Source organism: Pseudomonas sp. LBUM1648, from assembly GCF_059716145.1.
In genome coordinates, this window is sequence record NZ_CP166808.1 from 4,940,048 (window position 1) to 4,961,749 (window position 21,702).

The following is a 21,702-nucleotide window of genomic DNA, read 5'->3' on the forward strand; positions in this document are numbered from 1 at the left end:
TAGGATCACATGCGAGATCCGTCGCTATTTTTTGTAGGAATTTTCGTAGACAGCAGTAATGGCCACTCAGTATCGTCCGAGGGTTTTCAACCCTCGGCGACTGTATGGTTATGGAAAAAAGTAACAGCGACTGGAGTGACGTAGAGATTCAGGCGGCGGTCGATGCCTATCTCCGTATGTGGTCGTGTGAACAGAAAGAACAGGCATACAACAAGGCACACGAGAATCGCGTACTTCGCGAGGGCGTACTGGCTGACCGAACCAAGAGTTCTATCGAATTTCGGATGCAGAACATTTCTTCTGTCATGGTCGAATTGGGCCGTGCGCCTATCAAGGGTTACAAACCTGCCAAGAATGTCGGCGCGAATGTTGCGCTCAGCATTCGTAAGGCACTCGATGGTTCAAACGTTGTTACTCCTGAGGATTCAAATCCCACAGCGGACGATGCAAAGCTGGAACAACGAGCAGCCAAATTTGAGCGGCAACCATTTCTGTACATCCCAAAAGGGATAAAGAATCCTGTTTGGACCGAGTCCACCAGAAAGACTTACTTTCGTGACCCCGAATTGAGGGGGTGGGTTCGTCAGCAGACAAACGGCAAGTGCGAAGGCTGTGGCAAACCCGCTCCATTTCAAAAGGATGGGAAGCCGTTTCTGGAAGTGCATCACGTTAAGCATATGTCGCAAGAAGGATCGGACCAGCCTTCGAATGTCGTGGCGCTGTGTCCCAACTGTCACCAACGTTGCCACCATTCGGACGACAAAGAGGCTTTCACTGCTTGGCTGTATGACAACGTTGGAAGACTCGAAAAAGAATAATTGCGGTTTGTCTGGATAACCGCATTTGCTGGATTTGGGACAGCTTCGCTGCCCATCGGGGATAAATCCCCTCACCACAATTGAGAGGTGTTGCTGCTGGGTGGGTGTCTGGATTCGAGATTGAGTTGATCCCACCAATCGCCAGCAAGCTGGCTCCCACAGCTTTTGCATCATCCTGAAAACAATCAGTGCAACCCGCGCCGCCTCCCGCTATTAATACCCCTCCCCCACTCAAGGATCCGAGCCCCACCATGAAATTCGATCTCGCCTACTGCCTCAGCCTCGACGACAAGTTGTCGATCTATGACGTTCGCGATCTCAATTTCGATGAGACGGTGGCGTTCGATTCTGCCAAGGAACAGTTCCAGTGCCCCAACGATGCCTGTCGTTCGGCGTTCGATGCGTCGAACGAGTTGGGGACGTTCAACGCCAAGAATGTGAATTACGTGCGCACGCCGCACTTCAAGAATCTGCCGGGCACGCAGCATGTGGCGGGTTGTCCGTATGTGAGTTTGAAGGCGTCGGCGTCTGGCGTTGAGACGGCGGATGGCGAGGGGGACGACGGGCGGGAGGAGCATTTTCCGTCGGAGTTGTTGCTGACGCGGCGTGAGTATGTGCGTAAGCCTGCCGCGCCTGCGGTTGAAGCGGATGTGTTGCGCGATGATCCGGTGCGGGCGGCGGCGGTGAGTGGTAAGGAGTCGGCGAGTCGTGAGACGGCGCCGGACAAGACCAGTGTGTTCGCGCATCCGGTGGAGTGTTTTGTGTCGAACTTCGCCGACAAGGAGTTGCTCAAGCGTATGCCGTTGAAGATTGGCGAGCACACGGCGCCGTACAGTTCGTTCTTCAAGAAAGTTGAGTACTTGATGGACAACAAGGGGCTGATTTACTGGGGCCGGATCAAGAAGATCGAGGACTTTCACGGGGGGGTCAGCTTTCGTATCGACTTCGAGGACAGGGTCTGGTGGAAGAAGCCTGAAGACAGCAAGAAGAAGCCTTATCCGGTGAGCGTCTATCTGAACAAGAAGCTGATCGACAACTACCGCAAGCGCAAGGCGTTTCTGGAAGAGATCAAGCAGGCGGTCGACAGTGATAAGGAGTTGTTCTGTTTCTTCTATGGCGTGACGCCGGAGTTGAAACAGGTGCCGGGCAAGAAGAACCCCGAAAAGCCTTTCGAGGTCTTCAATGCCGATATCGAGAACCTGGATCACTTCATCATTCGTGAAGCGCCGGGTTTGGCGTGACGGTCAGCCTTGGGGCAGTTGCAGTTTGACGGCGCCGGGGTGTTGTTTGACTAGCGAGTACGGCAAGACCGACCAGTCTGGTCTGTCGCAAGAGCGTTGTACGCGAGCGAAGTAGGCACCCAGGTACAAGCCTTTCTCGGTGAAGTACCACGGCGAAGAACCCCAGATGCTTTCATCCGTGAAGTCGCAGTCGTCTTCTTGCGTCGGTTTCTTCATTTCTGTGGGGTACAGGGCGGTGAGTTGCTTGATGATCCATGGCACCAACTCTTTGCTTTCATACTGATAACGCGCGTCACTTTCGGCCTCGCTCAGAGGTTTGTCACCCAGGCTGTCACGCTCGGCATGCAGAAGTGGCTTGCCCTCACCGACCCACAGCACATCTTCGAGCGACAATGGGTGGCCGGTTTTAACGTCGATGTTGAGCGGGGAATCACCGAAGTCCGGATGCGCGCCGCCGCAGTAATAGCTGGTCGAGATGTTCAGGCTGACCACGGCTGGCGAGATCATTTTCGGTTCTGCCTGTTGCATGAACTCGACGTTTTCTCCGCCCTGAAGTTGGCAGCCGTGATAGCTGATGACTTCAAGCCAGAGTCTGCCCAGTAGTTGCTGGTTAACCCGCTGTTGATCATCTTTCGGCAGGCCGGATTCCACGCTGAACAGAGAGATCTTCGTTTCAGGCTCGGTCCACCATTGCAGGGTGTAGCCCATGAAGTTTTCTTTCTTGGTGGGTTTGAGCTTCAGCCCTTGCAGGCGCAAGTATTCATACGCCTCGCCATTGGGCAGTGAGGCAATGACGGGCACGGCATTGGCAGGCAGCGCCGGAAGTTTGGCCTCGGTCAGGTTCACCTGCAGTTTTTTACCCTTCGGACTTTGCCACTCGCCCTGCCAGCCGTTGCCGGTTTCTTGCAGTTTCAAGGTCGGCAGCGGTTTGTCGTCGCCGTAGCGATTGTTGCCTTCGGTCAGGGTCAGTGTGTTGCCTTGCAACGCACCGCTGAGGGGCAGGTCGCGATGGTATTTTTCGTAGAAATAACGGCCGGTCACTTCGCCCGGCTGTTCGGTGTTCAACTCCACCACGATTGGGGTTTTGCCCAAAGTACCGGTGAATACCTGCCGGCCATCTTCGGCGTGGGCGGTGGAAATCAGTGTGAACAGCGCAGCGGCGTAAGGTGCCAGGCGCAGCAGTCCCTTGAGCATGAATCAATCCTTGAAGGAGGCGTTGGCAGCGCCGAGGTCTCGCGACTGACGCTGGAAAAATACAATGCGGATTATGGCGGGGATGCTTGCAGGAATCGAGGTTCTGTTTGCTCCGCGAGTCAGGGCAGTTGCAGCGCAACGCCGCCGGGATGCTGCCTGACCTGCTTATAGGGCAGGATGCCCCAATCGACATATCCGCACACTGCCGCGCCATGCGGATACGTGGGCATCAGCTTGATGCCTCTATCGGTGAAGTACCAGGAGGGGAATTGCCAAGGACTCTCTTCATCGTAGCCGCAGTCGTTCTCGCCTTCTGGCGTGAGGGTCATTTCTTTCGGGTACAGTTTCAACAGTTGTGCAACCAGCCACGGGGCAAACACTTTGGTGCGGTAGTGGTAGTAAGACCCGGACGAATCCTCGGGCTCATATTGTTGGTGTATTGGCTTGCCCTGCTCTACCCATAGAACATCCTCAAGGGTCAGCAACTTCCCTGTTTGGGCATCAAAGTTGAGCGATTCAATATCTTCATTCGGGTGCGCAGCGCCCTCACAGTAAAATTCGTTGGAAATGCGCGCACTCATCAATGTCGGCGTCATCCAAAGCGGCTGACTGGATTGCGAATAACCACCCGAGCAGCTGTAGTAACCCGACACATATCCCCACAAACGCGCCATCAAGTGCTGATTGATAAGCTCCCGCGCTTGCGGGGAATATCCCGATATCACTTCAAACAGTGAAGCCTGCGATTGCTCCTCGCTCCACCATTGCAGCGTGTAGCCCATGAAGGTTTCGGTTTTTCCCTTTTTCAGTTGCAGACCTTGTAATCGCAAGTACTCGTATGGGTTCTTGTCATGAAGCTCGAACAGATACGGCAAGGCACCGGCGGGGACGTCTGGAAGCGTGGCGCGCTGTAATTCCACCTTCAGGGTTTTACCGGCCGGGTTGCTCCACTCGCCGCTCCAACCATTGAGTTTGGGCTGCAAGCGTAAGGTCGGACGCGAATCACCATCCATGGCCGCGCCTTCAATCATCACCAGTATGTCGCCCTCTTTGCTGACATCAAGCGCCAGGTCTGTGCGGTACTTTTTGTAGAAGTAACGACCCTCGCTGTAGCGAGAGTCCAGTTCCAGAACAATAGCTGCTTTGCCGAGAGTGCCGGTGTACACCTGCTTGCTTTCATCAGCCCATGTCCGGGTTGAGATCAACAAACTGGCGAGCATCAACATGCCGCAGAGACGCATCAGTGCGCGATACATCATTTCGTCCTTGAGTGAGCGGGTGGTTGCCCGGAGAAAACGTCGCGGATTATGTCGAGGTTGCGCTGGGGAATCGAGCGTCTTTGCCCTCAGCTCAAGCACATGCTGATCATCACCATCAGTAGTAGTCCGATGTACACCCAAGCATGCACCCGATCCGGAATCCGCCCAATCCACGGCGTAGCAATTCGTATCCCTATCAGTGATCCAACCGTCAGCACCGCAAACGCCAGCAGGTCCACATAGCCGACAAACCATGCGCCCAGATCTGTCTCGCTGAATCCTGCCAGCGCCATGTAGGTCAGCGTTCCCGCCAATGCAACCGGCACACTCAGCGGATTGGCCATGGACGTCGCTTGGGACATGCTCAGTCCACAGCGTCTCAGGAGCGGCACGGTCATGACGCTTCCTCCTACGCCGAGAAACGTCGCGATGGCGCCGATGCCTGCACCGCCGGCGGATGTTTCCGCCCTGCCCAGTCGGCGTGGGATGACAGTGGCCGATTGCGTGATAAATCCGCGCCGTAGCAGGCAGTCGATGATGGCTAGCCCGAGGTAGGCGATGAAGGCGTAGCGGATGACTTCGCCACTGACCCACACCGCCGCGATTGCACCGACGATTGCACCCAAACCGATGAAGCCGCCGAGCGGCCACAGATAATGACGGACGAGATTTCCGGCGCGGCGGTGTTTGTCGGTGGCGATCAGGGCGCTGACGATCATCACGCAGGTCGAGGTCGCGACGGCGATGTGCATGGCCGATTGGCTGATGGGGTCGTCGGCGCCGTGGCTGGCGGTGAGCATGCGATAGAGCAATGGCACGACGACGAAGCCGCCGCCGAAGCCGAAGAGCACGGCTGTTATGCCGGTGAGGCTGCCGAAAAGGGTCAGGAGGAGATAGAACATGATGCGTCGTCCGTTCGGGTGGAGCGGTCGACGATAGTGAGACTTGGCTTGGCCTGCTTCAGCAAGTCAGCCAATAATGTTTGCGTTTACGCCAACCACTCGGTGCCGCTCGATGCGCAATGTTTCGATCAATCTGCTGGATGACACGCCGCGCCCAGTGGTGGCGATCGGTACGGATTATTCCCACGGTCACCTGTTGCCGTTTCATACACATCGGCGCGCGCAATTGTTGTACGGCGCGACCGGGGTGATGCAGGTCAGCACCCATGACGGCAATTGGGTGGTGCCGCCACAGCGCGCGGTGTGGATTCCGCCGGGGGTGGCGCATGAGGTGTTGATGCTGGGCGTAAGCACTCGCAGTGTGTACATCGAACCCGGGGCGGTGGATTTGGGGGAGCGCTGCCAGGTGATCAATGTCTCGCCGTTGATGCGGCACTTGCTGATGGAAGCGGTGGAAGTGCCATTGGAATATGACCTGAGCGGCCGCGACGGCGCGCTGGTCGATCTGTTGCTGCATGAAGTTGTGCGCAGTGCCCCGCTGCCGTTGCACATTCCGTTGCCGTCTGACGGAAAGCTCCTCGCGTTGTGTCAGAACTTTCTGCATCAGCCGAACGCCCACCAGTCGCCGCAGCACTGGGCTGACCAGTTACACATAAGCTTGCGTACATTCAACAGAATGTTTCGGCAGCAAACCGGATTGAGCTTCAGCCAATGGCGCCAGCAGGCTTGCGTGGTGCTGGCACTGGCGCGGCTGGCGGCGGGTGAAGCAGTGACGCGGATTGCCCTGGATTTCGGTTACGAGAGCCCGGCAGCGTTCTCGACAATGTTCCGGCGCATCCTCGGTCAGGCACCGTCCGTCTGGTTGGAGGCGGCGAATTAGGGCAAATCAAAAAATACGTTTGATCCCGGCCGAAAACAACTGTACAAAAACACAGTACATTTTCAATCAGCACTCTTGAGCCCGGAGCACACCATGGCCTCTCTTGCGATGAACCACATCCTCGAACGCATTGCCCTTTTCCAGTTCACCCCGACCCACTGCGTCCAGGCCCGAGCGATGCTGGGCTGGAGCGTGGAACAGCTGTCGCGGGAAGCTGAAGTTTCGGTAGCCGACATTCAACGGTTCGAGGCACAGCAAGAGGTGGCGGATGCGGCGCGTCTGGCGCTGGCGTATCGGTTTGAGTCGCGGGGGTTGGTGTTCTTTCCGGGGTTTGCGCCGGGGCGATCAGTGAGTGTTACGAACTCAGCATCGGAGTCTGTGGGGCATGGGGACTACGCCATGGCTGATTGAAAAGGCAAGTTGATCTTTATCCCTAAATAGGTATATTTTCGCATGAGTGCAAGGAAGCCGCTCTTTTGGGTCTGCAGTAGCAAGAAAGATCTCAAGCAGATGCCCACAGACGTACAGGATGTTTTTGGTTATGCATTGGACTTGGCTCAAAGTGGCTTGAAGCACCCAGATGCAAAACCCCTGAAAGGGTTTGGAGGCGCAGGTGTACTGGAGCTGATCGAAGACTTCGACACCAACACCTACCGTGCCATTTATACGGTTCGTTTCGGCAGTGCCATTTATGTATTGCACTGCTTTCAGAAGAAGTCGACTGCTGGAATCAAAACGGCTCAGTCCGACATTGATCTGATCCGAAACAGACTTCGAGCCGCTCAGGATCACGCGAAAGGATCACAACATGATAGAAATTGAAGAAGGTATCGGGAACGTCTACCAAGACCTCGAACTGCCCAATGCCAGTGAAATGCAGGTTAAGTCGCAGCTCGCGGCAAAGATCGGCGAGATCATCAAAGCTCGCCATCTTACTCAGATTCAGGCGTCTGAAATTCTTGGATTATCCCAGCCAAAACTTTCCGAAATGCTGCGCGGGAAATTTCGAGGGATCAGTGAAGCCAAAATGATGGAATGTCTTTCACATCTTGGGCGAGACGTGCAAATCGTAGTGAAATCGGCCCCCCGATCACGGAAAGAGGGCCGAATTGAAGTGGTGTTTGCTTAACCTAAAACTCGTTAAGCGTTCTGAACCACCCCCTCACTCTCCCCTTCAACCCCCAACCACCACGCATTCCCACGCTGGGGCTGAGCGATGTTGAACGCCTCCCCCATCTGCGGCGTAGTAATCGAAACACTGCGTTCCCAGGCCAGCGCCAAGATCCGGTCGAACGGTTCATGCCAGGCATGCATCGCCAGGTCGAAGGTGCCGTTGTGGATCGGAAACAGCCAGCGGCCCTTGAGGTCGATGTGGGCTTGCAGGGTTTGTTCGGGCTGCATGTGAACGTGCGGCCATTCGACGTTGTAGGCGCCGGTTTCCATCAGGGTCAGGTCGAAGGGGCCGTACTGTTCGCCGATGCGTTTGAAACCGTCGAAGTAGCCACTGTCGCCGCTGAAGAAAATGCGGGTGTCGCCGTCGATCATTACCCATGACGCCCATAAGGTGCTGTTGCTGTCGAACAGGCCACGACCGGAGAAGTGTTGCGACGGCGTGGCGATGAAACGGATGCCGGCGATTTCCGTGCCTTCCCACCAGTCGAACTGGCGAACCTTGCTGGCGTCGATGCCCCATTTGATCAGGGTGTCGCCGACGCCCAGCGGGGTCAGGAACAGATTGGTTTTCACCGCCAGCCGCAGCACGGCCTCGTAATCGAGGTGGTCGTAGTGGTTGTGGGACAGGATCACCGCTTCGATCGGCGGCAACTGGTCGAGGCTGATCGGCGGCTGGTGGAAGCGTTTCGGACCGGCCCATTGCACCGGCGAAGCGCGTTCGGCGAACACCGGGTCGGTGATCCAGAACTTGTCCTGCATCTTCAGCAACAGGGTCGAGTGACCGAGGCGCCAGACGCTGTGGTCAGGCGCTGCCAGCAGGTCTTCGCGGGTCAGCGGTTGTACCGGGATCGCTGCGGCCGGCCGGGTGTTGCGCGGTTTGTGGAAGATCATGTTCCACATGATGCGCAGCATTTTGCGCACGCCTTCGCGTTGAACTGGCGCATGATTGCGGAACAGGCCTTGATCCTGTCGAGAGGCTTCAGGCGTGGAGGTGTTGTCCGTAACAGAAACTGGATTGGCCATGACTGAATGACTCCAGAAAACCGCGCAATTTACGGTTTTCCAAGGTGGGACGATAAATGGCCAAGGCACGCACGCATTAGCCGAACTGTCTGTTTTTTAGGTTGCGAGGATTAACGCAACATTACACTCATCGGTGTAGTTTCTAGGTTGCATCAAACGAGATGACAAGTAAACTGCCAAGTGTAATTTCACCCTCTTCCTACCGAAGCGTACTTATGACAGCTCCACAGCGCCTCACCGACCGTAAACGCGAAGCCATTATTCAAGCGGCGATTGCCGAATTCCGTGCCAACGGTTTCGAGATCACGAGCATGGACAAAATCGCGGCCACCGCCGGTGTGTCCAAGCGCACGGTGTACAACCATTTCCCTAGCAAAGAAGAGCTGTTCGCCGAAATTCTCAACCAGTTATGGGCGCGGATCAGCGCCGAGCAGTCGGTCGCGTACAGCCCTGATCAGCCGTTATCTGATCAGTTGCGACAGATGTTGTTGGCCAAACTGCAACTGATGGCCGATGACAACTTCCTCAGCCTGGCGCGCGTGGCGATTGCCGCGACCATCCACTCACCGGAGCGTGCGCAGAACATGGTCGCGCGCATGGGCGAGCGGGAAGAAGGCCTGACCGTTTGGATCCGTGCCGCTCAGGCTGATGGCCGGATTAAAGCGGTGGACGCGGTTTTCGCCGCGCAACAGGTGCAGGGCCTGCTGAAGTCGTTCGGTTTCTGGCCGCAGATTTCCATGGGTCAGCCACCGCTCGACACCGCGACGCAAAACACCGTGGCCGACTCGGCACTGGAGATGTTTCTGGCGCGTTATCAGCTCTGAATCGCCACTCTCCTGCGCGCTCCTTCGATTGAATGCCCCGGCAGCGATTCCGTTGGAATAAATGACAATGTCCGACGCAAGATCCGTCCGAAAAAAATACGGCAAAGTATTTCAGGATGAATCTGGCGCTGGGCATATGAGCACTTTCGTACAATTTCGAAACAGCAGTTTCTTGTACAGAACCAATAAGTCTGTATAAGATTCAGCCGTCAGCCTGGATGCTGGCACTTTGCGGTCAATGCATACATCCATCGGCTTGGCCTGCCCCCGCGGAAACAGGGACACAACCCCAGTCTTTCCCTACTTCCAGGTACTGCGACATGTTCTTTAATCGCCACAAAGCCGCCCTCGATGACCTTCAACACACCCTCACTCAACAAAGTGGCCTGCTCGATGCCATCAACCGCTCCATGGCGGTGATTGAATTCGATCTCGACGGTGTGGTTTTAAGTGCGAACGACAACTTCCTCAAAACCATGGGTTACCGCGCCGAACAAGCGATCGGCCAGCCCCATCGGTTGTTCTGCACCCCTGAGTTTGGTCGCAGCGCTCGGTACAGCGAGTTGTGGTCGCGCCTGAAAAACGGGGAGTTTCAGTCAGGGACGTTTGAACGGGTCGACAGCAAAGGCCAGCCAGTCTGGCTCGAAGCCAGCTACAACCCGATCAAGGATGCCTCCGGACGGGTGGTGAAAGTGGTCAAGTACGCCATGGACGTGACGACCAAGGTGCAGCAGGAAAGCGAGGTCAACGCCAAGTTGGAAGCCATCGACCGGGCGATGGCGGTGATTGAATTCAACCTCGACGGCAGCGTAATCACCGCCAACCAGAATTTTCTGACGCGCATGGGTTACTCACTGGCCGAGCTCAAAGGTAAACATCACCGTTTGTTCTGCACCGCAGAATTGGTCAACAGCAGCGCCTATCAGGATTTCTGGCGACGGCTGAATCAGGGTGAGTTCTTTCAAGGCCAGTTCGAACGCGTCGACAAGCGCGGGCAGACTGTTTGGCTGGAGGCCAATTACAACCCGGTTTACGACGCTTCCGGACGTCTGTGCAAAGTGGTGAAATTCGCCTCGGACGTCACCGCTCGGGTCGAACAACACGCGCAAGACGCGCGCAGTGCCAGCGCCGCCTATCACATCTCGGTAGAGACGCGGAAAGTCGCCGAACAAGGCACTCAGGTCATTCAGCAAGCGGCCAGCGAGATGCGTGAAATTGCCCAGGACATTGCCGAGTCTTCGACACTGATCGCACAACTGGGTGAGCGCTCCGAGCAGATCACGGCCATCGTCAACACCATCCGTGGGATCGCCGATCAAACCAACTTGCTGGCGCTCAACGCGGCGATCGAAGCCGCCCGCGCCGGTGAACAGGGCCGCGGTTTTGCCGTGGTGGCCGATGAAGTACGGCAGTTGGCGGCACGCACCAGCGGCTCGACAGCGGAGATTTCCAACATGATCGGGTTGATCCAGACCGAAACTCGCCAGGCGATCAAGAGCATGGACGGCACCCGCGATCGCGCGGCGCAGGGCGTGGAACTGGCGGATCAGGCCGGCACGGTAATCCTGCAGATTCGTGATGGCGCCAGTGAGGCGGTGCAGGCGGTGAGTATGTTTGCCAATGAGCGGGCGCCTGGCTGAGGCTGGAAACCGAGTCGCGGCCATCGCGAGCAGGCTCGCTCCCACAGTGGATTGTATTTCAATGTAGGAGCGAGCCTGCTCGCGAAGGCGGTGTCAGCGGCAATGCAGGACTATAGTGGCCTTCAGTCCCAAGCCCTGCCGAGCACACCATGAACAACGAAAAACCCGGACCATCCGCGCCCCCCGTCGATCACCTGCGCTTCCACCGCCCCCACGCCCACCTGAACACAACCTTCGGCAACGACACCTTCGCCCTGCGCGCCGAAGCCTTTGCGCGGTTCTTCGGCACGCCAACCTTTCTTGGCGCGCAAACCCTGATCGTGGTGTTGTGGATCAGTCTCAACGCGTTTGGCGTGACCACGTTCGACGTTTACCCGTTCATCCTCTTAAACCTGGCGTTCAGCCTGCAATCGGCCTACGCCGCGCCACTGATCCTGCTCGCACAAACCCGCCAGGCCGCGCGCGACAAAGCACAAGCCGACGCCGACGCCCTGCACCGCGAAGCCCTGGCGCAAGCCAACACCGAACGCCAGGCACAGGCAGCGCAGAACACCGCGCAACTGCTTGAGCTGTTGGAACAGAACACGCGCCTCACCGAGATGACCAAAAGCCTGACCGAACGCATCGAAGGCCTGACCAGCGAGTTGCACGCGCACGTGTGCCAGAACCCACAGCGCTGATCACGGCAAACGCAGCGCCCGCCCGAGTTCATCGAACAACGTGACCACCGAACGCAATGCCCGGCAATCCGGACGGGTCAGCAACCACAGCGCCGTATCGTAGCCGTGCAGCGGTTCGCTTAACGCCTGCAAGCCATCGTTGATCAAAAAGTCGGGCAACGCCGCCACGCCGAGGCCGGCGCGCACCAACTCTGTCACCGAAAGCATGCTGTTGCAGCGATAACCCGGGGTCACACCGGGCAGGTACTGGCGGCGCCAGGCGATGGTCGGGTGATCGGGCAGGAAATCGTCCGGGGCGATCCAGGTCAGTGCGGCCAGATCCGATGCATCCACGTTCTGCAAGTAGCGCGCACTGGCACAGACGCGGTAGGAAATCTTCGCCAATTGCCGTCCGACCAAATGCTCCGGCGGTGTGCGTGTCAGGCGCAGGGCAATGTCAGCATCGCGGCGGCTGAGGTTGGCGAAATCGTTGGAAGTGCTTAATTCGATGGTCAGCGCCGGATAGTTGGGCATGAACTGCGCCAGCGCCGGCAGCAGCAAGCCCTGCAACACCGAGTCGGTGCAGGTCAGCCGCACCGTGCCGCTGACGACTTCACCGCCCTGCTCCACGCCGATCCGCGCGGCGTCCAGTGCCTGCTCGGCGCGTTCGGCCTGCTCGGCCAGTGTCTGCGCAAGCGACGTTGGCAAATAACCGGCGCGGCTTTTTTCGAACAGTTGCTGGCCGAGCGCAGCCTCAAGGCGTCGAACGGCACGGAACACCGTCGAGACATCGACCTTCAACAGCTGTGAAGCCCGGGCCAGAGAGCCGCCACGTACCAAAGCGAGAATCAGCGCCAGATCCGGGTAGTCGAGCCGATAGTGCGTCGGTGCATTGATCACTTGGAGAAACGCCAATATTGAGTGCGTGAACGCCAATCTATAGTGAGCTCCAGTGATCGACAACTGCACACATTTACTGTGGCGAGGGGATTTATCCCCGATGGACTGCGCAGCAGGCCATGTTTGAGGGCCGCTTCGCGCCCCATCGGGGATAAATTCCCTCACCACAAAGATTCATCACTGCTTTCAAATAAAGGAAATCCATGGACGCCATTTCCATCGCCCTGATCGGCGACTACGACCCGCAAGTCACCGCCCACCAGGCGATCCCTGTTGCGCTCGGCATGATCGCCGAGCAGACCGGCCGCGATGTGCAATACCAATGGCTGGCCACGGATCAAATCCACGCCGATACACCGCTGCAAAGCTTCGACGGTTTCTGGTGCGTGCCGGCCAGCCCTTACAAAAGTGAAGCCGGCGCATTGCGAGCGATCCGTTTTGCCCGCGAGCAACAGCGCCCCTTCCTCGGCACCTGTGGCGGTTTTCAGCATGCGGTGCTGGAATTTTCCCGCAATGTGTTGGGCTGGGCTGATGCGGAACATGGCGAGACTTCGCCCGAATCCGAAAGAGCCGTGCTCACCCCGCTCACCTGTTCGCTGGTGGAAACCGTGGACAGCATTGATCTGGTGCCGGGTTCGTTGATCGCCAAGGCGTACGAAACGTCTGAAATTCGCGAAGGCTATCGCTGCCGCTACGGTGTGAATCCGCAGTTCGAACGGGAGCTTTTCAAACATCGGCTACAGGCGGTGGGTCATGACTCAGCGGGCGACTTGAGGGCAATCGAGCTCAGGGATCATCGGTTTTTTGTCGCCACGTTGTTTCAACCGGAACGTGCGGCGCTCATAGGGCAGATGCCACCGCTGGTGCGCGCGTTTGTCGAAGCTTGTGCGGAGGCACGTTGATGACTTTGTGCTTTGCGGTGATTTTTACGTCGACTCGAACCGAGGGTGACAACGGCTATGCCGAGGCGGCTGAGCGCATGATGGAACTGGTTGCCAAACAACCGGGTTTTCTGGGCATTGACTCGATTCGCGGGGCGGACGGCATCGGCATCACTGTTTCTTATTGGGAAAGTGAGGCGGCGATTCTGGCGTGGCGGGAGCATCCCGAACATAAGGTGATTCAGCAGCGTGGGCGGTCGATCTGGTATTCGGCGTTTCAAACGCGGGTGTGCAAGGTTGAGCGCGAGTATCGGTTTGGGCAGTGAGTGCGGCGGCGCACTCACTGGCCTCATCGCCAGCAGGCTGGCTCCCACAGGGGATGTGTGAGCGCCACAGATCCAATGTGGGAGCCAGCCTGCTGGCGATGGCGGCAATAGGGTCACTGCAAATTTCAGCCGCGCACCAGACTGCGCACCGCCACAATCTCCGGCACGTCCTGCTTGTGCATATACACCCGCAACGGCTCGGTGATGTTGATCCGGTCATCGATGTTCTGATCCAGCAGCAACTGAATCAACTCGCGCTTCAACGTCATGGTCGTGTCTGAAACCCGGGCCCAGACGAATTCGCTGGTGGGAATGATGCCGTCATCCGCCACGTCCATGCCGAAGGAATCTTCGCTGAAACGCACGATGTACTGACCGGTCTTGCGGTTGAGGCCGACAAAGCCCTTGAGGTCGTCGGCGGCCTGGCAGATGAGTTGGGAGGTGATGCGCATGGTAAACCTCACGAAATGTTGATCGATGGTTTACACGCAGGGCGCAACAGTGGGCGCGTCCTCTGCCGGGACGTCTGCCGTGGGCAAGCGTACTGCAAACAGCGCCACAAAAGTGCAGGAAAAATCGCTTTTAATACGTTTATGTCGGTCTCGCGATAGCACGCAATCGATTCAGTTGTTAAAAGGTACGTCTTTGAAAATGCCCTGCGAAAGGAATTCGAACATGCCCGCCACTTTCACCAAAAGCGCCCTCATGCTGAGCCTGTTGCTCGGTTTCGGTCAGGCGCATGCCGCCAGCCAGACAACGCCCGACGCCGTGGCTGCGACGCATGGCATCCCGCACCCGGCGGTAATCGCCCACCGTGGCGCGTCCTTTGATGCACCGGAATCCACCGCTGCGGCCTACAAACTGGCCCGCGATCTGGGCGCCGATTACCTGGAAATGGACCTGCAACGCAGCAAGGACGGCGTGCTGTTCGCCCTGCACGACAACAACCTGCAACGCACCACCGACGTCGCCACCAAGTTCCCGGAGCGCAAGGACAGCCCGGCCACGGCTTTCACCATGGCCGAACTGAAAACCCTCGACGCCGGCAGTTGGTACAACAAGGCTTACCCGGATCGCGCGCGCCCTTCCTACGCGGGCCTGAAAATTCTGACGCTGGATGAAATCATCGACATCGCCCAGGCCAACCCGCAGCACAAGCCGGGCCTGTACATCGAAACCAAGGAGCCGCAACTGTTTCCGGGGATCGAGAAAGACCTGAAAGACAAACTGCAGGATCGCGGCTGGCTGAGCCCGGCGGGTTCTAAACTGGCGAAAAGCCCACTGGGCGTCGGTCAGGGCAAAGGCAAGGTGATTTTGCAGACCTTCGAGAAGAACAGCCTAGAACTGCTGCAAAAGGAAATGCCGCAAGTGCCGAAGATTCTGCTGTTGTGGGTCGGCGAAGGCAGCATCGAGCCGAAATCCAAAGTGACGTTTGCCGAGTCGGGCGAGAAGGACAAAAACGCTTTCTACGGCAAGCAGGAGCCGAAGTCCGAAGCTGAGTTCAAACAGTGGGTCGATTACGCCAAGGCTCAGGGCGCCATCGGTACCGGCCCTTCGGCGAAGCTGACCAAGGGTGGCGATCAGAGCTATTCCGATCTGGTGCAGCCGTGGATGAACAAGTACACCCACGACCAAGGCATGCTGGTGCACGTCTATACCGTCGATGAGCCGGTGGACTTCGAAAAAGTAATGGCTGCTGGTGTCGACGGTATCTTCACCAACCGCGCCAGCGAACTGTTGAAGTTCTATAAACGCCCGGCCGCTGCCAGCGTTGATCAGGTGTTGAAGAACAACGGGTTCTGATCGGTAAACCGGGTTGTCCGCATCGCGAGCAGGCTCACTCCTACAGGAGCCCTGCACGCGATGCGGGGTTTTAAGGGTGAATTAAGTTGCGCTGGTTAATCTGAACCCACTTCAACAGAACACGCACTTAAGCAACCCAAGGAACGAACCGATGAAAACTTTGACTGCCCTGTTTACCGCCGCTGCCCTGACGCTGACTGCTGGCCTGGCCCAGGCTGATGTTCGCGTCGACCAGATCCCTGAGCTGGTCAAGTCCGGCAAGATCAAGTCGCTGGAGTCGATGAACGCCGAAGCCCTGAAGCTGCACCCGGGTGCGACCATCACCGACACCGACCTGGATAACCACTTCAACGGTTATGAGTACGAAGTTGAATTGAAAACCGCTGATGGCAAAGAGTTCGACGTGGACTTCGACGCCACCACCGGCAAGGTACTGAGCAACAAGCAAGACACCTGATACACCGCGTACCCAAAGCCGCGCGATCTAACGATCGCGCGGCTTTTTTGTGCGCGACATAAATCCCTGTAGGAGCTGTCGAGTGAAACGAGGCTGCGATCTTTTGATCTTTAAAAACAAAATCAAAAGATCGCAGCGTGCCGCAGCTCCTACAGGATCGGGTGAACGACGCTAAAGCCTGCCCCCACACAGGAAGTGCGCTGATGATCAGGCCGAGGTACTGACCAGTGAGCCGGAGGTGCTGCTGTCGGAATCCTGCAACGCTTGCAACAACGCCGCCGTGGCGGTTTGCAACGAGGCTGAGGTGCTGGAGATTTGCGCCTGTGCCGCCGCAACATCCGCAGCCTTCGCCTCAGCACTTTCCTGCTTCGCCTGCGCCGCTTGCAGCGCCTGTTGCTGTTCCTGCAATTGCTTTTGCAACTCGGCAATCTGCTTGCGCAGCTCTTTCACCGAGTCCGATTCTTCACTGCTGCTGGAACTGCTGTCGCCCGCCGGCGCCGCGCCGCCGCCCGCAGCGACTGTGCTGGTATCGGCCGCTACCTCGCTGCTCGTCGTTGCGCTGGTCGAGGTGTCTTCGCTGACGTCTTTGATCGACGTCTTGCTGGTCGCTGTGGTGAGGGTCTGGTTGATCGAAACAGAGGTGATGCTGACCATGGGAATGCTCCAATGCCGGTTATGGATAACCGGTCATCGACCATGGCCGCATTGAATTGAGATCGACTGTGTACCGACTCGGTATCCGAACCGGTACACAGTCAACGGCTCAGGCGCTCAGGCGCGCGGTGACTTCGTTCAGTTGCCCCGACAGCCCATGCAGGTTCTGGCTGGCACTTTCGGTGCGCTGGACGCTCTCGAGGTTGGTGCTGGCGATGGAGGTGATCTCGGTCAGATTGCGTGAGATGTCCTCGGCTACCGACGTCTGCTCTTCGGCGGCGGTGGCGATCTGGCGGTTCATGTCGCGAATCGCTTCCACCGCGTGGGTGATGCGCTCCAGCATCGCGCCGGCCTGGGTGACCTGCTCGACGCTTTCATCGCTGCGGGTCTGGCCGCTATCGATGGCTTGAGCGGCGTCCACCGCGCCGGTCTGCACGCTCTGGATGATCTGGTTGATCTCGATGATCGACTCCGCCGTACGCTGCGCCAGGTTGCGCACTTCGTCGGCGACCACAGCAAAACCACGCCCGGCCTCACCGGCCCGCGCCGCTTCAATGGCGGCGTTCAACGCCAGCAGGTTGGTCTGCTCGGCAATGCCGCGAATCACTTCCAGCACCTTGCCGATACGGCCGCTGTCGGCTTCCAGACGACGGATCACCGTGGCGGTGTTGGCGATTTCGCCGCGCATCTGCGTGATGGTGTGAATAGTGCTTTGCATGACCTTTTCACCCTGCTGGGCGGACTGGTCGGCATCGTCGGCAGCGCGCGCCGCATCGGCGGCGTGACGCGCCACTTCCTGGGCGGTGGCAGACATTTCGTTCATTGCCGTGGCCACTTGATCGGTGCGGTTGAATTGCTCGTTGGTGCCGCCGGCCATAGTGGTGGCGATGGCGTTCAACTCGCCGCTGGCGCTGTCCAGGTCACTGGCACTGCGCTGCAAACGGGTGAAGGTTTCAGCGAGGAAATCGCGCAGCGTATTGGCGGCGGCGGCGAGGTTGCCCAATTCATCCTGACGGTCGCTGGACACGCGCTCGGCCAATTTGCCTCGGCTCAACTGGGTCACGTAATCAATCAGCTTACGGATCGGATCGACCAGATTGCGGTTGACCAGCCACAAGCTGAGCAGACCAATCAGCAAACTTGAAGCAAGCATCACCAGGGTGCCTAGCAATACCGTGCGATCAGCCTCGGCACTGATCAGCGCCGACTGCTCGGTGCCCTGTTTGCGCAACTCGGTCACCAGTTCGCTCATCTGCTCGCTGGTCGCGCGGTCGACGCCTTTGACAGCGGCGTCGCCCGCCGTTGGATCGCCGCCCGCCGCTACATAGGCGTCGCGACCCTTCTGGTAAGCAGCGCCCAACTGACGGTGCTCGTCGCGCAAACGATCGATACGGTTTTTCAGACTTGGCTCGATACCTTTCTGGCTGGCCAGTTCACCGAGAATGTTCTGCACATCGCGCTGACGGTCTTCGAACTGGCCCCAGTACTTGGCCAGGTCTGCCGGTTGCTTGCCGCGCAGCAGGACGTTTTTCCATTCCTGCACCTGCACCTTGAATTGCAGGTTGGCTTCGTCGATCAGTTGCGAAGTGTGCAAGGGGCCTGCGATCAACTGGCTGTAGCTTTGCACGCCGTTGGACAGGAAATGGAAACAGGCCAGCGCGATCAACAGCATCGCCAACAGGCTGCCACTCAGCAGGGCGAGAATTTGCGCTCTCAGGGATTTTTGCAGCATCGCAGGTACTCAAGACAGGGATGAGGCACGCCCGAAACGAGCGTGAAATGGTGCGGACTTCCCTGTCAGCGAACCTTGGCCTGTGGCCAATGGCGCGCAACCTAATGCACCTGTGATCGGCGTTCCAGAGCGCTTCTTGAGAAAAATCCGACCGCCGGTAAGTCGCTGATTTGACGTCATTTTGCCGTCACACAAACGTCATGTGACATTGCGATGATGCGGTTCAGGTGAATCTGTGAATTCCCTGTCTCACGCCAACCTCGCAGCGAGCCTTCATGAACCACAGCCTCGATATCAGTCATCGCGATCCTGACCTGTTTGGCTTGCTCTACGGCTTTCGTTTTCTGCCCGGTGAGCGTGGCCGCGAGGTCGATTCGGCGACGGCACTGCGCTGCCTGCAGGACGACAGCGACAGCGGCGAATTCCTCTGGCTGCACCTGAACCTGGCGCACGCGGCGTGCGAGCGCTGGATGAAAAGCCATCTGCAATTGCCCGACGAGTTTTTTGAGGCGCTGCACGAAGGCTCGCGTTCGACGCGCATCGAACATGTCGACTCGGCATTGCTGGCGGTGGTCAACGACGTGGTGTTCAACCTCAGCAGCATGGTCTCTTCTGATGTGTCGACGCTGTGGGTGTGCGTGCGCAGCAAACTGATCGTCAGTGCGCGCCTGCAACCGCTGCATTCGGTGGATAAATTGCGTTCGTCGGTGAAGGCCGGCGAGCGCTTTCGCTCGCCCTCGGAATTGCTCGTGCACCTGCTGCGCGATCAGGGCGAAGTGCTGACGCAGATCGTGCGCAAGACCAGCCTCAGCGTCGATCAGATCGAGGACGAATTGCTCTCATCGCGGCTGTCGACCAACCGTGCCGAACTCGGCGCCCACCGACGGGTGCTGGTGCGTTTGCAGCGGCTGTTGGCGCTGGAGCCGGGTTCGTTGCTGCGCCTGCTCAATCGCCCGCCGCCGTGGTTGCAGAAGGAGGACGTCAAGGAGTTGCGCAAATCCACCGAGGAATTTGCGCTGATCATCAACGACCTCACTGCCCTCGGCGAGCGGATCAAACTGCTTCAGGAAGAAATCGCCGCCAACCTCAACGAACAGAGCAACCGCACACTGTTCACCCTGACCGTGGTGACGGTGCTGGCGCTGCCGATCAATATCATTGCCGGTTTCTTCGGGATGAATGTGGGGGGCGTGCCGTTGTCGCAAGATCCGGAGGGGTTCTGGATATTGGTCGCGCTGGTGGCGACGTTTACCGTGATTGCCGGGCGCTGGGCGTTTCGCAAACGCGGGGATTATTAAGAGCAAAAGATCGCAGCCTGCGGCAACTTCTACAGGGCGACATCAGCTTTTGTGGTGAGGGGATTTATCCCCGATGGGTTGCGAAGCAGCCCCAAAACCCGACACCTTGGTTTATCAGTTAAACAGTGGTCACCGTATTTACGACTGCTGCGCAGCCGATCGGGGATAAATCCCCTCGCCACCGGGAACTTCATCAGTTGTCGTGATCAATCGGCTGACAGACCAAACACTGACCTGAAGCAGTCTCTCTGTAACATTCTGCAACGATCATGGGCGACATTCCTTCCCTCGCTCAGGATTGTCCGCTCATGGCTACTCCCTCCCTGACCGCCCGCCAAACGTCTGCCCCCAGCGGCAGGCCCGCCCTCGACAAGAAAACCGGCCCGTTCACCTACGTGATCTTTTTCGCAGTGCTGGCCATGGGGATGCTGTTCACGGCCTATAGCCTGATGCACGACATGCACGAACTCGGCACCGTGGTCACCACGTGGACGCCGTTCCTGCTGCTCGGCGTGGCACTGCTGATTGCGCTCGGCTTTGAGTTCGTCAACGGTTTCCACGACACCGCCAACGCCGTGGCCACAGTGATCTACACCCACTCGCTGCCGCCGAATGTGGCGGTGGTCTGGTCGGGGTTCTTCAATTTCCTCGGTGTGCTGCTGTCCAGTGGCGCGGTGGCGTTCGGCATCATCGCGTTGCTGCCGGTGGAGCTGATCCTGCAGGTCGGCTCGTCCGCCGGGTTCGCGATGATCTTCGCCCTGCTGATTGCGGCGATCCTGTGGAACCTCGGCACCTGGTGGCTGGGCTTGCCGGCCTCGTCGTCGCATACGTTGATCGGCTCGATCATCGGCGTCGGCGTGGCCAATGCGCTGATGCACGGGCGCGACGGCACCTCTGGCGTGGACTGGGCGCAGGCAACGAAGATCGGTTACGCCTTGCTGCTGTCGCCGCTGGTGGGTTTCGGTTTTGCGGCGTTGTTGCTGCTGGCGCTGCGCGCGTTCGTGAAGAACCGTTCGCTGTACAAGGCACCTGAAGGCAACACCCCGCCACCGTGGTGGATTCGCGGTTTGCTGATCCTGACCTGCACCGGCGTATCGTTCGCCCACGGCTCCAACGACGGGCAGAAAGGCATGGGCCTGATCATGCTGATTCTGGTCGGCACCTTGCCGATGGCCTACGCCTTGAATCGCACCATGCCGGAAGAACAATCACTGCAGTTCGCCGCCGTGGCGCAAGTCACCCAGCAAGCGCTGGTCAAAAGTTCACCGCTGCCGGCGCCGGCCGATCCGCGCCCAATCCTCTCGGATTACATGCGCAGCAAGGAAGCCTCGCCGCAATTGGTCCCCGCCCTCGCCGCCCTCACCGGGCACATCGGTGAAGAAGTCAAAGGCTACGGCTCGCTGGCGAAAGTCCCGGCCGAAGCCATGGGCAACGTGCGTAACGACATGTACCTGGCCAGCGAAACCATTCGCCTGATGGACAAGAACAAGGTCGGCAACTTCGACGCCGACACCAGCGGCAAACTGCAACTGTTCAAGCAGCAGATCGATAACGCGACGCGATTTATTCCGCTGTGGGTGAAGATCGCCGTGGCCATCGCGCTCGGGCTAGGCACCATGGTTGGCTGGAAGCGGATTGTGGTGACGGTCGGCGAGAAAATCGGCAAGACCCACCTGACTTACGCACAAGGCGCGTCGGCGGAAACCGTGGCAATGCTGACCATTGGCGCAGCCGACATGTTCGGTTTGCCGGTGTCGACGACGCACGTGTTGTCTTCGGGCGTGGCCGGGACCATGGTTGCCAATGGCGGCGGATTACAGATGAAGACCATCCGCAATTTGTTGATGGCGTGGGTGCTGACGTTGCCGGCGGCGATTTTGTTGTCGGGCAGCCTGTACTGGTTGTTCACCCAATTGTTCTAAGCTCACATTCGCTCGAAAGATCCCGGCTGGCCCCGCGCACACCGGGATTTCTTTTGTCGGTTTGAAACTTGCCAGCCTCGCCGCAAAGCGCCAGTGGTCAAAAAACGCTTCAGTTT

General features: G+C 58.2%; 22 protein-coding genes and 2 pseudogenes. 16 read left to right on the forward strand and 8 right to left on the reverse strand.

The features are described 5' to 3' along the window. The first annotated feature begins 110 nt into the window (after positions 1-110). Both ACA043_RS22370 and ACA043_RS22375 read left to right on the forward strand, forming a co-directional pair. Positions 111-818: an HNH endonuclease gene (locus tag ACA043_RS22370; RefSeq protein WP_497657942.1), complete on the forward strand. Its 708-nt coding sequence runs from the start codon at positions 111-113 to the stop codon at positions 816-818. A gap of 251 nt (positions 819-1,069) precedes the next feature. Beyond that, complete coding sequence (locus tag ACA043_RS22375) at positions 1,070-2,059, forward strand: hypothetical protein (protein ID WP_497657943.1); 990 nt, start codon at positions 1,070-1,072, stop codon at positions 2,057-2,059. Positions 2,060-2,062: 3 nt separating this feature from the next. Here ACA043_RS22375 and ACA043_RS22380 read toward each other — a convergent pair whose 3' ends face one another. From ACA043_RS22380 to ACA043_RS22390, 3 genes are all read right to left on the reverse strand, one after another. After that, positions 2,063-3,253, reverse strand: coding sequence for a hypothetical protein (locus ACA043_RS22380; RefSeq protein WP_401268068.1), 1,191 nt, complete (start codon positions 3,251-3,253; stop codon positions 2,063-2,065). Positions 3,254-3,372: 119 nt separating this feature from the next. Next, on the reverse strand, positions 3,373-4,509 hold the full coding sequence (locus tag ACA043_RS22385) for a hypothetical protein (protein ID WP_497657944.1): 1,137 nt from the start codon (positions 4,507-4,509) through the stop codon (positions 3,373-3,375). A gap of 89 nt (positions 4,510-4,598) precedes the next feature. Continuing rightward, complete coding sequence (locus tag ACA043_RS22390; protein WP_497657945.1) at positions 4,599-5,414, reverse strand: sulfite exporter TauE/SafE family protein; 816 nt, start codon at positions 5,412-5,414, stop codon at positions 4,599-4,601. Between the two features lie 112 nt (positions 5,415-5,526). Here ACA043_RS22390 and ACA043_RS22395 point away from each other — a divergent pair, with 112 nt between their 5' ends. The 4 genes from ACA043_RS22395 to ACA043_RS22410 all read left to right on the forward strand — a co-directional run bounded on the left by ACA043_RS22395 (position 5,527) and on the right by ACA043_RS22410 (position 7,423). After that, on the forward strand, positions 5,527-6,294 hold the full coding sequence (locus ACA043_RS22395; RefSeq protein ID WP_401268062.1) for an AraC family transcriptional regulator: 768 nt from the start codon (positions 5,527-5,529) through the stop codon (positions 6,292-6,294). Between the two features lie 93 nt (positions 6,295-6,387). Beyond that, complete coding sequence (locus tag ACA043_RS22400) at positions 6,388-6,705, forward strand: helix-turn-helix domain-containing protein (RefSeq protein ID WP_187679302.1); 318 nt, start codon at positions 6,388-6,390, stop codon at positions 6,703-6,705. Between the two features lie 42 nt (positions 6,706-6,747). Further along, entirely contained in the window at positions 6,748-7,116 is a 369-nt protein-coding gene (locus tag ACA043_RS22405; protein ID WP_187679303.1) for a type II toxin-antitoxin system RelE/ParE family toxin, read from the forward strand. Further along, positions 7,103-7,423: a helix-turn-helix domain-containing protein gene (locus tag ACA043_RS22410; protein ID WP_187679304.1), complete on the forward strand. Its 321-nt coding sequence runs from the start codon at positions 7,103-7,105 to the stop codon at positions 7,421-7,423. Before ACA043_RS22405 ends, ACA043_RS22410 begins: the two co-directional genes overlap by 14 nt. A gap of 11 nt (positions 7,424-7,434) precedes the next feature. Here the strand turns inward: ACA043_RS22410 and ACA043_RS22415 are convergent, their stop codons facing one another. Then, a complete protein-coding gene (locus ACA043_RS22415) occupies positions 7,435-8,490 on the reverse strand; it encodes an MBL fold metallo-hydrolase (protein WP_497657946.1) in 1,056 nt (351 codons plus the stop codon). A gap of 215 nt (positions 8,491-8,705) precedes the next feature. On the opposite strand from ACA043_RS22415, the gene ACA043_RS22420 reads away from it, so the two are divergent. The 4 genes and pseudogenes from ACA043_RS22420 (at position 8,706) to ACA043_RS22435 (ending at position 11,634) form a co-directional block, all read left to right on the forward strand. Then, entirely contained in the window at positions 8,706-9,314 is a 609-nt protein-coding gene (locus ACA043_RS22420) for a TetR/AcrR family transcriptional regulator (protein ID WP_489878929.1), read from the forward strand. 410 nt (positions 9,315-9,724) lie between these two features. Beyond that, positions 9,725-10,402 (forward strand): annotated as a pseudogene (locus tag ACA043_RS22425) (PAS domain-containing protein); the annotation flags it as partial. Positions 10,403-10,516: 114 nt separating this feature from the next. Further along, positions 10,517-10,954 (forward strand): annotated as a pseudogene (locus ACA043_RS22430) (methyl-accepting chemotaxis protein); the annotation flags it as partial. Between the two features lie 149 nt (positions 10,955-11,103). Then, the gene (locus ACA043_RS22435) at positions 11,104-11,634 is read left to right on the forward strand and encodes a DUF1003 domain-containing protein (RefSeq protein WP_401268053.1); all 531 of its coding nucleotides are present in this window, start codon (positions 11,104-11,106) and stop codon (positions 11,632-11,634) included. On the opposite strand, the gene ACA043_RS22440 is transcribed toward ACA043_RS22435, so the two are convergent. Beyond that, positions 11,635-12,576, reverse strand: a complete 942-nt coding sequence (locus ACA043_RS22440; RefSeq protein ID WP_497657947.1) for a LysR family transcriptional regulator — start codon at positions 12,574-12,576, stop codon at positions 11,635-11,637. Between the two features lie 140 nt (positions 12,577-12,716). Here ACA043_RS22440 and ACA043_RS22445 point away from each other — a divergent pair, with 140 nt between their 5' ends. Next, positions 12,717-13,415 carry a CTP synthase C-terminal region-related (seleno)protein gene (locus tag ACA043_RS22445; protein ID WP_497657948.1) on the forward strand — a complete coding sequence of 233 codons (699 nt, stop codon included), beginning with the start codon at positions 12,717-12,719 and terminating at the stop codon, positions 13,413-13,415. After that, the gene (locus tag ACA043_RS22450; protein WP_497615171.1) at positions 13,415-13,720 is read left to right on the forward strand and encodes an antibiotic biosynthesis monooxygenase family protein; all 306 of its coding nucleotides are present in this window, start codon (positions 13,415-13,417) and stop codon (positions 13,718-13,720) included. Before ACA043_RS22445 ends, ACA043_RS22450 begins: the two co-directional genes overlap by 1 nt. Before the next feature lie 125 nt (positions 13,721-13,845). Here the strand turns inward: ACA043_RS22450 and ACA043_RS22455 are convergent, their stop codons facing one another. After that, the gene (locus ACA043_RS22455) at positions 13,846-14,172 is read right to left on the reverse strand and encodes a DUF2025 family protein (protein WP_401268043.1); all 327 of its coding nucleotides are present in this window, start codon (positions 14,170-14,172) and stop codon (positions 13,846-13,848) included. 223 nt (positions 14,173-14,395) lie between these two features. Here ACA043_RS22455 and ACA043_RS22460 point away from each other — a divergent pair, with 223 nt between their 5' ends. After that, the gene (locus tag ACA043_RS22460) at positions 14,396-15,523 is read left to right on the forward strand and encodes a glycerophosphodiester phosphodiesterase (protein WP_401268041.1); all 1,128 of its coding nucleotides are present in this window, start codon (positions 14,396-14,398) and stop codon (positions 15,521-15,523) included. A gap of 151 nt (positions 15,524-15,674) precedes the next feature. Further along, positions 15,675-15,980, forward strand: coding sequence for a PepSY domain-containing protein (locus tag ACA043_RS22465; RefSeq protein WP_007917758.1), 306 nt, complete (start codon positions 15,675-15,677; stop codon positions 15,978-15,980). Between the two features lie 207 nt (positions 15,981-16,187). On the opposite strand, the gene ACA043_RS22470 is transcribed toward ACA043_RS22465, so the two are convergent. Both ACA043_RS22470 and ACA043_RS22475 read right to left on the reverse strand, forming a co-directional pair. Further along, positions 16,188-16,634, reverse strand: coding sequence for a hypothetical protein (locus ACA043_RS22470; protein WP_497657949.1), 447 nt, complete (start codon positions 16,632-16,634; stop codon positions 16,188-16,190). A 109-nt stretch (positions 16,635-16,743) separates the two neighbouring features. After that, positions 16,744-18,366, reverse strand: a complete 1,623-nt coding sequence (locus ACA043_RS22475) for a methyl-accepting chemotaxis protein (RefSeq protein WP_497657950.1) — start codon at positions 18,364-18,366, stop codon at positions 16,744-16,746. Between the two features lie 275 nt (positions 18,367-18,641). Here ACA043_RS22475 and ACA043_RS22480 point away from each other — a divergent pair, with 275 nt between their 5' ends. Continuing rightward, positions 18,642-19,664 carry a transporter gene (locus ACA043_RS22480; protein WP_497615175.1) on the forward strand — a complete coding sequence of 341 codons (1,023 nt, stop codon included), beginning with the start codon at positions 18,642-18,644 and terminating at the stop codon, positions 19,662-19,664. 308 nt (positions 19,665-19,972) lie between these two features. Next, positions 19,973-21,586: an inorganic phosphate transporter gene (locus tag ACA043_RS22485; RefSeq protein WP_187679317.1), complete on the forward strand. Its 1,614-nt coding sequence runs from the start codon at positions 19,973-19,975 to the stop codon at positions 21,584-21,586. The last annotated feature ends 116 nt before the right edge of the window (positions 21,587-21,702 follow it).